This is a genomic window from Dongia rigui (assembly GCF_034044635.1).
Lineage (GTDB): Bacteria > Pseudomonadota > Alphaproteobacteria > Dongiales > Dongiaceae > Dongia > Dongia rigui.
In genome coordinates, this window is record NZ_JAXCLX010000001.1 from 1,271,811 (window position 1) to 1,284,467 (window position 12,657).

Below are 12,657 nucleotides of genomic sequence, written 5' to 3' on the forward strand. Positions count from 1 at the left end.
CAGGAAAAGGTTCATGACATAATCGGTGGCGCGTGATGGCGCGCACTGGACGGTCCCCCGGCCCCCGCCTATCTTTTCGGGCAGGGACAACATCGTTCATTCATCATGATCATCGATCCATCACTCCTTGCCTTATTGGCGGGACCGATTGCCATATCGATCGCCAGCCGCGACGCCGGCCTGCGCCCCAGTGTGGTGCACGCCTATGGCTGTCGTGTCGTCGGCGACGGTCAACGGCTGCGCCTCTTCGTCCTGCGCGATGAGGCACGCCAGCTGCTTGCCGATATCGCCGCGAATGGCGAGGTGGCAACCGTCTACAGCGACGTGCGGTCGTTCCGCTCATTGCAGATCAAGGGCAGCGACGCCGTGATCGAACCATTCGATGCCGAGGATGCTGCAGCCCATGTGAAGCATCATCGCATCACCGCGGCGGAACTGGTGGCGCTGGGTTATGCGGCGCCCCTGGCACATGGCTATTTCAGCGCGCCGAACAAATCGGATCTGGTGGCCGTTGCCTTTACGCCACATGACATTTTCCAGCAAACACCTGGGCCTGGCGCCGGCGACCGATTGACGGCCGCCAAGAATACCGATGGAGGCCGCAGATGACCCGCGTCGCCCTGGCCGATCTGCGCGCCGCACTCGAAGGCGCCATTCCATCCGAAATCGCCACCTGCGATGCCGGCGGCATTCCCAATGTCAGCGTCATTTCCGACGTTCACTATGTCGACGCCCAGCACGTTGCGATTTCCTATCAATTCTTCAGCAAGACCCGCGCCAATATCCTCATCAACCCGCATGCCACGGTCCTGCTGAAGCATCCCGCCACCTGTGCGCAGTACCGGCTGCATCTTGCCTATCTGCGCACCGAGATGGAGGGACCGCTGTTCGAAACCATGCGCGCCAAGCTCGCCGGCATTGCGTCGCATGAAGGCATGTCCGGCATATTCAAACTATTGGGTGCTGACATCTATCACGTCGAAGAGGCTGAAATCGTGCGCGCCGACATGCTGCCATTGCCGCCGCCGCACGCACCGCTGCTGGCCGCCTTGCGCCAGACCCTGCCGCGCCTGCGCGCGGCGCGCGATCTCGACAGCCTGGTCGCGACCTTGCTGTCATCTTTGCGCAGCGACTTCCGACTGCCCCATGTCATGCTGCTGATGGCCGACATGGCATGTGGTCGCCTCTATACGGTGGCGAGCCAGGGCTATGAGGAATCCGGTGTTGGCGCCGAGATATTGCCCGGCCAGGGCGTCATCGGCGTGGCGGCGCGCGAGCAGACGCCGATCCGCATCGCCCATGCGACGCGCGAATATCTTTACGGCCGCGCCATTCGCGATGCCTTGCGCGCCAGTCCCATGGCGGCGCGATTGGAGACGGAAATTCCGCTCCCTGGTCTGGCCGACAGCGGCAGCCAACTGGCCGTGCCGATCCTGAACGGCACCGAGTTGATGGGGGTTATCTATGCCGAGAGTCCGGAGCCTGGCCGCTTCGGCTATGACGAGGAGGATGCCTTGATGATCCTTGCCAGCGCCGCCGGCATCGCCATCCAGGGCTTGCAGGGTGATGCCGACGACAGCGTCGCCCCGAGCGAGGGCGACGTCACGACGGGTAGCGGCACGCCGCTCGTCATCCGCCACTATGCCGCCGATGACAGCGTCTTCATCGACGACGAATATGTGATCAAAGGTGTCGCCGGTGCCATTCTGTGGTTTCTGCTCGGCGAGTACGCCCGCACCGGCCGGATCGAGTTCACCAACAAGGAATTGCGTCTGGCGCCGCAGATTCGTCTGCCGGAATTCTCGGAGAACTTGGAAGCGCGCCTCATCCTGCTGCGCCGCCGTCTTGCCGAACGCAGCCAGCACCTGACCCTCGACAAGGCCGGGCGCGGCCGCCTCCGCCTGGCCCTTGCGCGCCCGGTGCAACTGGTCGAAGCCGAAGGCTGACGGCTGCGGGCACGCGGTGCCCGCAGCACCCTAAGCGAGATCGACGACGAGGGCCGCCCGCTCGAACGCGCTCAAATGCGGCTTCACCATGTCGAGCACGCCGGCAAAGAGTTCGGGCGGCATGCCGGCCTGCATGCCGCGCATCATGGCGGCGCGCTGCTGGCGTGTCACATTGGGGAGAATCCAGCGCAGCCAGGTCATCATGCGCTCCGGCTTGATATGGGCGTGGATCTGGTGCTCGATCGCCAGGAGTTCGGCATCCGAATAATGCTGCCACAGCAGTTCGGTATTGGCGCTCTCCTCGATCTCCATATGCGCGAAGTTCTCGGCGACGAAGGTCGCCAACAGCCGATAGAGCACCTTGAAGGCGCGCTCGCGCCCCAGTGGGTCAGCCGCCGCTGCCTCGTCCAGGCGCGACGTCAACGCGTCAATCGCCTTGACGTGATGCCTGTGGTCGTCGGCACAGGTGCAAGATGAACCCGGCACGACCCTTTCCATCGCCGTGTGGAGGAAATTGTTCTCGTGCTCGAGATGCTCGCGGCAGAGCTGCAGCAGATCGGCAATGGCAGCCAGCGTCTCGGCACGATGGGTAATGCTGTCGAGATCGACGCGGCCCAGCCGGACCACGGCATCACTCATCGCCGCGCGCAGGCCCTTGTGGACGGCATGGTAGATCTCGTGCCGCTTGGGCGCCGCCGCCGCGTCATTGGCGGCCATGCGGGCGATGAAGTCGGGCGAGGATGCGGCCGGGACGGCCGGGCGCGGCTGGTATCCCGGAACCAGCGGAAAGGCTTCAACCTGAGTACGAGCGTTCATGTCGGTATCCTTGGGTTGGGAGCCGGCAGACCTGAGGCGCCGGCGACGCGCCCATAAGTGCGCCCGGCACCCGGCCGACGCATGCTAATTTCCCCCTCAGGAACCGTAAGTTTTCGCTAAGACAGCGCAATCAGCGTGACGACCGTCACGTCCACGCGGTTAAAGCGGCAGGCGCAGGACCGCGCGCAGGCCACCGCCCGGTGCCTCGGAAAGGACCAGATCGCCGCCATGGCCGCGGATGATGTCGCGGGCGATGGTGAGGCCAAGGCCGGTGCCGCCGGTTTCCTGGTTGCGCGATTGCTCCAGGCGGAAGAAGGGCTTGAAGACATCTTCGCGCGCTTCTGCCGGAATGCCCGGCCCGTCGTCGTCGACCATCACTTCGACATGCCTGGGCTTCAACGCCATGGTGACGCCGATGGCACCGGCATAGCGATGGGCGTTGCCGATGACGTTGTCGAGCGCGCGGCGAAAGGCATCACGGCGCAGCGGCACCACGACACGCCGTTCCGGCAGCTTCAAATCGATCTTGGCACCTTGACGCCGCGCATCGCCGGCGACATCGGCCACGACCTCGGCGAGGTCGGTGGGCGCCGGCTGCTCCATGCCTTCGCCGCGGGCAAAGGCAAGGTAGGCGCCGATCATGCGCTCCATATCCGCCACATCCTTCTTGAGATCGGCGATCTCGGGATGGTCGCCCATCATGGCCAGCTGCAGCTTCATGCGCGTGAGGGGCGTGCGCAAATCGTGGCTGACGCCTGCCAGCATCTCGGTGCGCTGGCCGATTTGGCGGCGAATGCGGTTGCGCATCTGATTGAAGGCCTGGCCGGCCAGGACCACTTCGGTGGCGCCGTCGGTGCGGAAATCCTGCACCTCGCGACCTTTACCGAAATCGTCGGCGGCCTGTGCCAGGCGCTTGATCGGCTTCACCTGGTTGCGCATGAACAAGGTCGCCACGGCGAGGAGCGCCAGCGAGGTGCCGACCATCCACAGCAGGAAGACATAGGTGGTGGAACTGAACAGGCGTCGGCGCAACACCACCACATGCAGCACGCCATCGGCCAGCTGCACGTGGATCTCGATGTACTTTTCAAGACTGCGGCTGTCGATGATGAAGGGGCGCTGCACCAGATCCTCCAGCGCCTTGGCAAGCTGCCGGTCGACCAGGTTCTGCCGCATGATGGTGGGATCGTTGGGCAGGATCTCGCCCGGCTTGAATTCGAGCTGCAGGCCCATGTCGTTCCGCGCGGTCTGGAACAGGGACTGGATCGCGACCTGGTTGTCGTCAGGCGCGTCGCCCATGCGCGGCATCAGCCGTGTGACGGCAGCGATCTCGCCGGCAACCGATTGCGCCAGGCGCTTGGTGACCGTGTTCCAATGGCTGTCATAGAAGACCCAGGCGGAAATCACCTGCAGCAGGACAATGGGCGTCACGATGATGAGGATGGAACGCCCCAGCAGCGAGCGCGGCAGCACCCGCTCGATCCCCACCAGCCAATCCTGCAAAAGCGCGTTCATGGGCGCTCAATCCGGCCGCAGCACATAGCCGATGCCGCGCACGGTCTGCAGATAGCGCGGGAAACGCGGGTCGTCTTCGATCTTGCGACGAAGCCGCGTGACCTGCACGTCGATGAGGCGCGAGGCGCCGACCTCGACCACATTGCCGTCGGGCGCTTCGGCACCGAACTCGTCCCCTTCCCCCACGCCCCTTGTCTGCAATTCGTCGCGGCTCACCGGCTGGCCGGCACGGCGCGCCAGGGTGGTGAGGAGCTCGCTCTCGCCCTCGGTTAGATGCACGATGTCGCCGCCCTTGTAGAGGCGGCGGCGCTCGAGTTCGAAGGCGAAGGCACCGAATTTGACCGTGCCGGCCGCAACCGGCGGCGGCGCCACGCGCGGCTGCGCGCGCTTGAGGATCGCATTGATGCGCAGGACCAGTTCCTTCGGCTCGAACGGCTTGCCGAGATAATCGTCGGCTCCCGTCTCCAGCCCGTTGATGCGGTCCTGCACTTCGCCCATGGCGGTGAGGAGCAGAATGGGCACGCTGCTCTCCAGGCGTAGCGCGCGGGTGAGGTCGAGGCCGCTTTCCCCCGGCATCATGATGTCGAGGACGAGGAGATCGAAGGAAATGCTCTTGAGCTTGGCGCGCGCATCCGCCGCGTCGATCGCCACGGTGACGCGAAAACCCTGTTCGCCCAGATAGCGCGCGATGAGGTCGCGCAGGCGCTTGTCGTCATCGACGACCAGGATATGGGCGTGGGCGCTCATGGCTCACCGCGATCCGCCAGGACCCGTCCCACCCGTGCCGCCGCCGGGCACCGTTCCCCCAGGCCCCGCTGGACTCTGCATGCGGAAGCGGCTGCGATCCTCCTCGTTGATGAGGCCGAGCAACACCTTCTTGAAGCCTTCCACCGCCTCGGCGCCGGCGGCCTTATAGGCGCGGGCAACCAGGGCCCGCTGGTCCTCGGTCAGGCGCCGTTCCAGTTCCGCGCCTTTGTCGGTCAGGCTCAACAGCCGCTGCCGCCGATCCGTGGTCCCAGGGCGCTGGACGATGAAGCCCTCCCGCACCAATTGGGAGAGAACGCGGCTGAGGCTCTGCTTGGTGATTTTCAGGATGTCGAGGAGGTCCGAGACGGTCATCCCGGGATTGCGGCCGACGAAATAGATGACGCGGTGATGGGCGCGGCCAAAATCATAGGCGGCCAGGGTCTGGTCGGCGCGGGCGGTAAAATCGCGATAGCCGAAAAACAGCAGCTCGATTCCCTGCCGCAATTCATCGTCCCGCAGGAACAAGGGGTTAGGTACTGATTTCAAATCAGGCATTTTTTATGTCAGCCATGTTGACTTATCTAACCAAATATTTTAAAACGAGCTCATTCCGGGTTCCTTTATAACCCGATGTGAAGCCCTGTGGAGGAATTCATGAGTTTAGTGCCTTTCGACGACCGTGACGGTGAGCTCTGGATGGACGGCAAATTCGTGCCCTGGCGCGAAGCGAAGCTGCACGTCCTCTCCCATGGCCTCCATTATGCCTCAGCCGTGTTCGAAGGCGAACGCTCCTATAACGGCAAGGTGTTCAAGTCCCGGCAGCACACCGAGCGCCTGCACCGCTCGGCCGAGATCGTCGGCTACCAGATCCCCTTTTCAGTCGATGAGCTGGAAAAGGCCAAGACCGAGCTGGTGCGCCGCACCGGCTTCAAGAACTGCTATGTCCGGGCGATCGCCTGGCGCGGCAGCGAAATGATGGGGGTTTCGGCCCAGAACAACACCATCCACGTGGCCATTGCCGCCTGGGAATGGCCGTCCTATTTCTCGCCCAACCTGCTGGCGAACGGCATCCGCCTGAAATGGGCCAAGTACCGCCGCCCGGCCCCGGACACGGCGCCGACCGCCGCCAAGGCCTCCGGCCTCTACCAGATCTGCACGATCTCGAAGCATGAGGCCGAGCGCGATGGTTTCCAGGACGCCATGATGCTGGATTACCGCGGCCTTCTGGCCGAGGCGACCGGCGCCAATGTGTTTCTGGTCCAGAACGGTGAATTGCACACGCCGACGCCGGATTGCTTTTTGAATGGCCTCACCCGCCAGACCGTGATCGAGCTCGCCCAGCGCCGCCAGATCAAGGTCGTCGAGCGTGCCATTCAGCCGGAAGAACTGGGGAAGACCGACGAAGTCTTCCTCGTGGGTTCGGCGGCCGAAGTGACGCCCGTCGGCCAGATCGGCGACTACAAATTCACGCCCGGCCCGATGACCAAGCTGATGCGCGAAGACTATCTGAAGGAAGTGGGCGCGGCCTGAACCTCGCCTTCGCCTGAGAAACCGACGCGGGAGAGAAATCTCCCGCGTTTTTCTTTTGCGGAAGACCTACCAGCGGCCGTGCCGTTTGTTCCAGGCAAAGAGCTGATCGGCAAAGCGGTCGTAAAGCCAGCGGCTGACCGGGCGCAGCGGGCGCCACATCATCAGCCGCCCCAGCCACGCCTGCCCCGGCGTTTCCAGCATCAGCCGCGCGATGGCATCGGCGCCCACAAAAACCGTCCCCGTGTCATCCCGTACATGCAGGCTGTGGCGAACCGTGTCGAGATCGGCGCCGATCTCGCAGACCAGGTTGCTGTCGGCGGCGATATCCTTCCAAGCGGCGTCGGATTGCTGGCGCGCCATGCGGTCGCGCTGGTTCTCGATGCCGGCTCTGCAGACCGGACAGGCGCTGTTGTAATAAACCTCGAGCTTGGCCAAATCGCTTCTCCGCGGGTGTGGCCGCAGCCTAGCACAAAGAAAGACGGGGTGCCGCAAGCGGCACCCCGGTTCAGTCGGAGGAACAACAGGGAAGTCTTAAGGTGAAAGGGGTGGCCGACGTCGGTGGGGGATGGGGTACCAACGTCGGCCTGACCGGGCGCCGCTGCAGGAGGCAGTTCCTGCGGGGACAGGGGCGGTGACGGCGCCCGGCCTTTAGTGCTTCGGTTCCGAATTCGTCAGAACCGTGTCTCTTGTTACGCCTTCAAATTGACGGCGATGAAGTGATCGCGGCCGTCGCGGTTGACCAGCATGACCAGGACCGGCTTGTCGCTTTTCTTCGCCGCCTCAGCGAGGCGCGTGATTTCGGCTGGTTCCGTCACGTCGCTGTTGCCGATGCGCTCGATGACATCGCCGGGCTTCAAGCCCTGATCGACCAGCGGCGAATCCTCGGTCAAGTCGACGATGACGACACCCTTGGTCTTGTCATCCAGGTTGAACGCCTGGCGTGCCTCTGGTGTCAGGGCCGCGAGCTTGGCACCCAACACGGCGCTTTCCGAACCGTCGCCGGCATTGCCGCTGTCATCGCCATTGTCATTGGCGGCGACCTTCTCCGGCTTCAGCTTGCCGATCTCGACCGAAATCTCCTTCTCATGGCCATCGCGCAGGATGTCGAGCGTCGCCTTCGACCCCGGATCGGCATTGGCGACAAGACGCGGCAGATCGCGCATTTCCATGACCTTGCTGCCGTTGAAGGCCAGCACCACGTCGCCGGGTTTGAGATCGGCTTTGGCCGCCGGCGAGCTGGGATCGATATTGGCGACCAGCGCACCCTTGGGTTCATCAAGGCCGATCCCTTGCGCCAGGTCCGGCGTCACCTGCTGGATCTCGACGCCGAGCCAGCCACGTTCGATCGATCCCTTTTCGCGCAATTCGGCCACCACGGTCTTGGCAAGGTTGCTGGGGATAGCAAAACCGATGCCGACCGAACCGCCCGAGGGCGAGACGATCGCCGTGTTGATGCCGACCACATGGCCGCTCATATCGAAGGTCGGGCCGCCGGAATTACCCTGGTTGATGGCGGCGTCGATCTGCAGGAAGTCGTCGAACGGCCCTTCATGAATGTCGCGGCTGCGGGCCGAGACGATGCCGGTCGTGACCGAACCGCCGAGGCCGAACGGGTTGCCGACGGCCATCACCCAATCGCCCACACGAGCCTTGTCCGAATCGCCCCAGGGAACCGAGGGCAGCGGCTTCTTGGCTTCGACCTTGAGCAGTGCCAGATCGGTCTTCGGATCGGTGCCGATCAGCTTGGCCGGATATTCGGTCCCGTCCGGCAATGTCGCCGTGATGTCGGTCGAATCCTCGATCACATGGTTGTTGGTGACGATGTAGCCGGCCGGATCGATAATGAAGCCCGACCCCAGCGACATCGCCTTATGCATCTGCTTGTGGCCGCCGCCCTGCTGTTCCTCGAACTGCTTGAACAGGTCTTCGAAGGGCGAGCCCTTGGGGAAGTTGAACGGCATCTCGGCGCCATCGCTCTCGGCGACTTTGCGCGAGGACGAGATGTTGACCACCGCCGGCGTCACCTTGGCGGCAAGATCGGCAAAGCTCGCCGGGCGTGTCTGGTCGGCAACGCCCGAATTGGTCAGATTCTGATCGGCCTTCGCTTCGGCCACATGGGCAAGGCTCAGGGCGGGCGGCACGAAGGCCAGCGCCCCCATGAACAGGGCCGCGCGGCCGACCGTCACGAATAACCGGCTGCGGCTGCTTTCGGGCGCGGGGGACGCGCTCACGGAAACTCTCTCGGTCATTTCTATCTCCATTCTCGGGCCCCCGATGGTGTTTCTGGGGAAGGCCGCGTTGGAGAGGATATTGTTCTTGCCCTGTCACAGCGCCATGTCGGCCGGCATGCTATTTGGCAACGCTTTGCGACCAGGGCGCCAGTTGTTACAAGATGTTACCAAATAGGCTGGCGCCCGCCGGAATCCGCGGATAAATCTCATCCATGAGCGAAAAAACGCCTCACATCCTCATTACGGACGACGACCGCGAAATCCGCGATCTGCTGTCGCGCTTTCTGGAAAAGCATGGCTTCCGCTGCAGCCAGGCCGCCGATGGGCGCGACATGCGCCGGGTCCTCGCGGATGCCAAGATCGACCTGCTGGTGCTCGATGTCATGATGCCCGGCGAAACCGGGCTGCAGCTCTGTGCCCAGCTTCGCGCCGACCGCAACACGGCGCTGTCACGCCTGCCCGTCATCATGCTGACCGCCGCCGGCGAGGAGACCGACCGCATCATCGGCCTGGAAATGGGCGCCGACGATTACCTGCCCAAGCCCTTCTCCCCGCGCGAATTGCTGGCCCGCATCCGCGCCGTGCTGCGGCGTGGTGGGTATGAGGCACCGGCGGGCGAAGGTGAGCCGGTGCAACTCCTGGTCTTTGAGGATTGGCGCATCGATCTTTCCGGCCGTCGCGTCAATGGCCCCGCCGGCGAAGTCGAGCTGTCGACCGGTGAATTCGATCTGTTGGTGGCGCTCGCCGAACGGCCGCAACGCGTCCTCTCACGCGATCAACTCCTGGACCTCACCAAGGGTCGCACGGCCCAGCCTTTCGACCGCAGCATCGACGTGCAGGTCGGGCGCTTGCGGCGCAAGATCGAAAGCGACCCGACGCAACCCCGCTTTATCACCACCGTGCGCGGTGGCGGCTACATGTTCGCTGCCAAGGTCACGCGCGAAACCGGCAGGCCATGAGCCGCCGCCTCATCCCCGACAGCATCCTCGCCTGGCTGCTGCTGATCCTCTTCACCGGCGTGCTGGCGAGCCAGGCCGTCACGGTTCTGCTCCACAACCTCAACCGCAACGAGGTTCTGCTCCGTCTCGAAGACCAGCGCGCGGCCGAGCGCATCGCCGCCTTGGCCGTGTTCCTTGATCACACATCGCCACCCTTGCGGCACGGCGTCGCCGAGGCGATGAGCGGTCCGTCGCTCGATGTGCGCATGTCCAATCGTCCGCTGGTGGCTACCACCGAGGCGCCGCGCGAACTGGCACCGCTCGCCGCCGCCATCGCCGATCGCCTCAAAGGCGTCAATTGGCGCGAGATCCGCGTCGGCACCGGCCAGCCCGGCGAGAAGGAACGGGCCAATGACCTGGTTCCCATGCGGGTGGCCATCGGCCTTTTCGATGGCTCGTGGCTCAATTTCGAATTCCTGATGGTGGCGAGCCTCCCATGGGCGTCGCCCCAGTTCCTGGGCCTTACCGCGGGATCGGTCGTCGCCGTCCTGGGTCTTTGCCTCTATGCGCTGCTACGCCTGATGCGGCCATTGGAGCGGCTCACCCGCGCTGCCGAATCGCTCGGTCGATCGGGTACCACGCAGCCGCTGCCGGAATCCGGCGTCGGCGAGGTGCGCCGCGCCGCCAGCGCCTTCAACAAGATGCAGGCCCGCATCAGCCGCCTCATCGAAGACCGGCTGCAGATGATTGCCGCGATCTCGCACGATCTTAAAACACCCATCACGCGGCTGCGCTTGCGCGCCGAGCTGATGGATGACGAGGAGATGCGGGGCAAGCTCCTCAAAGACCTCGACGAGATGGAGGCGATGATCGGCTCCACCCTCGCTTTCGCCCGCGAAGAGGGAAACCCCGAGCCTGCCCGCAGCATCGATCTGCGCGCGCTTGTGAAGGAGGCCGGCGAACATCAGCCGGCCATGCGCCTGGGCATCGCCGGCACCGGCCCCTGGGAGGTCGTGGCACAACCCTTGGCCCTGAAACGGGCGGTCGCCAATCTCATCGATAACGCCGTCAAATACGGCAGCGACGCCACAGTGAACCTTGCACGTGGGCAGGATGCCGACGGCCACCCCCGGTTCGAAATCCGCATCGATGATCGCGGCCCCGGCATTCCTGCGGCTGAGATGGACCGGGTCTTCCGTCCCTTCTATCGCATCGAAGGGTCCCGCAACCGCGATTCCGGCGGCACGGGTCTGGGTCTTGCCATTGCCCGCAGCGCCGTCCTCGCCCAAGGCGGGGAGATCGACTTACACAATCGTATGGCGCCCGACGGCACCATTGCCGGCCTGACCGCCCGCGTTTTGTTACCAGCTTGATATCCGTGTTCGTTAACACGAAAAACGTGTGATTTATGATTTATTCACCATTCAGCAAGCTTGTTGATTGGGGCGACTTGCTTTAGTGAGTTCTGCAACCAGAGAATAGCGAGACAGATGCGGGATTAGCTAACAAACCCCGCGTGATGTTGAAGCTGTCACAAGACCAGAACCGTCAAAAATAAAGAATGTTCAACCGGTGCAGGCTCCAGACTGGGGCTGGCGGCGGCGTGACAGCGTAATGGGGCGGCAGGGCATGGCGTCGAGTACCGAGCTCATCGAGCTGATGGCGGAACGCAGGCAGGAAGAAACGCTGAAGGACGCCGAACAGCGCATCCTGCGGGCGATCGTTGAAGACGTGCCCCTGTGCGATATCCTGGACCTCGCCTGCCGTGCGCTGGAAAGTGTGCTGAGCGAGGCACTCTGTTCTGTCCTGCTGCTTTCACCCGACGGCAAACATCTGGTCCATGGCGCGGCCCCGCATCTGCCCACGGAATATTCGGCGGCGATCGACGGCGCCCCCATCGGGCCCGCCGTCGGCTCCTGCGGGACCGCGGCCTATACCGGCGAGATGGTGGTGGTCGAAGATATCGAGACCGACCCACTCTGGGCTGATTACAAGCAGATTGCGATGCCGCATGGCCTGCGCGCCTGCTGGTCGATCCCGCTGAAGTCGAAAGGCGGCGCGGTCCTTGGCACCTTTGCCACCTATCACCGCACAACCTATCGCCCGAGCCAGCGCGAACTCGACATCGCCTGGCGCCTCGCCGCCTCCGCCGCCATCGCCATCCAGCGCAAGCTGCTCGACGAAGCCTTGATCGCCGAAAAGGAAAAGGCCGAAGCGGGAAGCCGGGCGAAGTCGGAATTCCTGGCCAATATGAGCCATGAGCTGCGCACGCCGTTGAATGCCATCTTGGGCTTTTCCGAAGCAATCGATCGCCTGCTGCTGGATCCGGAAAAGACGCGCGAATATGCCCGCGACATTCATCGCAGCGGGCGACAGCTGCTGGAACTGATCAACGATCTGCTCGATGTCGGCCGCATCGAGTCTGGGACCGCCAAGCTCAACCGCCAGCGTTTCCATCTCGGCAGCAATCTGGCCGAGCAGATCGATCTGGTGCGCCACGCCTTTCCCGACGCGGCCCCGATCTATATCAACATCGGGCCGGAATGCCCCGACCTGCTGGTCGACACGCGCAGCTTCCGCCAGGTCATCCTCAACATCGTCGGCAATGCGGCAAAGTTCACACCGGCCGATGGCCGCATCGATATTGCCGCCGATTGCACAGGCCCGGGTCTGCGTCTCACCGTCACCGATACCGGCCCCGGCATCCCGCCGGAAATCATGCGCGATCTCGGCCAACCCTTCCGCTCGGGCGAAGCCGCTTATAGCCGCAAATATGGCGGCAGCGGCCTGGGGCTCTATATCAGCCGCAAGCTGATCCAGGGCCACAATGGTTCGCTGGATGTGACAAGCGAAGTGGGCCAGGGCACGCGCATCACCATCAGCCTGCCGGAGAATGCCGTGCTGCGCGCCGGGGCGCACAGCCCCGGTTGACGC

The 12,657-nt window shown here is 63.9% G+C and carries 12 protein-coding genes; 6 read left to right on the forward strand and 6 right to left on the reverse strand.

What is annotated here, in order from left to right:
* The first annotated feature begins 105 nt into the window (after positions 1–105).
* Both SMD31_RS05750 and SMD31_RS05755 read left to right on the forward strand, forming a co-directional pair.
* Complete coding sequence (locus tag SMD31_RS05750) at positions 106–609, forward strand: pyridoxamine 5'-phosphate oxidase family protein (RefSeq protein ID WP_320499844.1); 504 nt, start codon at positions 106–108, stop codon at positions 607–609.
* Complete coding sequence (locus tag SMD31_RS05755) at positions 606–1,946, forward strand: GAF domain-containing protein (protein ID WP_320499845.1); 1,341 nt, start codon at positions 606–608, stop codon at positions 1,944–1,946. Before SMD31_RS05750 ends, SMD31_RS05755 begins: the two co-directional genes overlap by 4 nt.
* Positions 1,947–1,976: 30 nt before the next feature.
* On the opposite strand, the gene SMD31_RS05760 is transcribed toward SMD31_RS05755, so the two are convergent.
* From SMD31_RS05760 to SMD31_RS05775, 4 genes are all read right to left on the reverse strand, one after another.
* Positions 1,977–2,762 carry a hemerythrin domain-containing protein gene (locus SMD31_RS05760; protein ID WP_320499846.1) on the reverse strand — a complete coding sequence of 262 codons (786 nt, stop codon included), beginning with the start codon at positions 2,760–2,762 and terminating at the stop codon, positions 1,977–1,979.
* Positions 2,763–2,921: 159 nt separating this feature from the next.
* A complete protein-coding gene (locus tag SMD31_RS05765; protein WP_320499847.1) occupies positions 2,922–4,277 on the reverse strand; it encodes an ATP-binding protein in 1,356 nt (451 codons plus the stop codon).
* A gap of 6 nt (positions 4,278–4,283) precedes the next feature.
* Complete coding sequence (locus SMD31_RS05770; RefSeq protein WP_320499848.1) at positions 4,284–5,024, reverse strand: response regulator; 741 nt, start codon at positions 5,022–5,024, stop codon at positions 4,284–4,286.
* Positions 5,025–5,027: 3 nt separating this feature from the next.
* Positions 5,028–5,579: a MarR family winged helix-turn-helix transcriptional regulator gene (locus SMD31_RS05775; protein ID WP_320499849.1), complete on the reverse strand. Its 552-nt coding sequence runs from the start codon at positions 5,577–5,579 to the stop codon at positions 5,028–5,030.
* A gap of 99 nt (positions 5,580–5,678) precedes the next feature.
* On the opposite strand from SMD31_RS05775, the gene SMD31_RS05780 reads away from it, so the two are divergent.
* Entirely contained in the window at positions 5,679–6,554 is an 876-nt protein-coding gene (locus SMD31_RS05780; RefSeq protein ID WP_320499850.1) for a branched-chain amino acid aminotransferase, read from the forward strand.
* A gap of 66 nt (positions 6,555–6,620) precedes the next feature.
* On the opposite strand, the gene SMD31_RS05785 is transcribed toward SMD31_RS05780, so the two are convergent.
* Both SMD31_RS05785 and SMD31_RS05790 read right to left on the reverse strand, forming a co-directional pair.
* Positions 6,621–6,989 carry a thiol-disulfide oxidoreductase DCC family protein gene (locus SMD31_RS05785; RefSeq protein ID WP_320499851.1) on the reverse strand — a complete coding sequence of 123 codons (369 nt, stop codon included), beginning with the start codon at positions 6,987–6,989 and terminating at the stop codon, positions 6,621–6,623.
* Between the two features lie 254 nt (positions 6,990–7,243).
* A complete protein-coding gene (locus SMD31_RS05790) occupies positions 7,244–8,785 on the reverse strand; it encodes a DegQ family serine endoprotease (protein ID WP_320499852.1) in 1,542 nt (513 codons plus the stop codon).
* Positions 8,786–8,997: 212 nt separating this feature from the next.
* On the opposite strand from SMD31_RS05790, the gene SMD31_RS05795 reads away from it, so the two are divergent.
* From SMD31_RS05795 to SMD31_RS05805, 3 genes are all read left to right on the forward strand, one after another.
* Positions 8,998–9,744, forward strand: a complete 747-nt coding sequence (locus SMD31_RS05795; protein WP_320499853.1) for a response regulator — start codon at positions 8,998–9,000, stop codon at positions 9,742–9,744.
* The gene (locus SMD31_RS05800; RefSeq protein ID WP_320499854.1) at positions 9,741–11,096 is read left to right on the forward strand and encodes an ATP-binding protein; all 1,356 of its coding nucleotides are present in this window, start codon (positions 9,741–9,743) and stop codon (positions 11,094–11,096) included. Before SMD31_RS05795 ends, SMD31_RS05800 begins: the two co-directional genes overlap by 4 nt.
* A 256-nt stretch (positions 11,097–11,352) precedes the next feature.
* The gene (locus SMD31_RS05805) at positions 11,353–12,654 is read left to right on the forward strand and encodes a GAF domain-containing sensor histidine kinase (protein ID WP_320499855.1); all 1,302 of its coding nucleotides are present in this window, start codon (positions 11,353–11,355) and stop codon (positions 12,652–12,654) included.
* Positions 12,655–12,657: the final 3 nt, after the last annotated feature.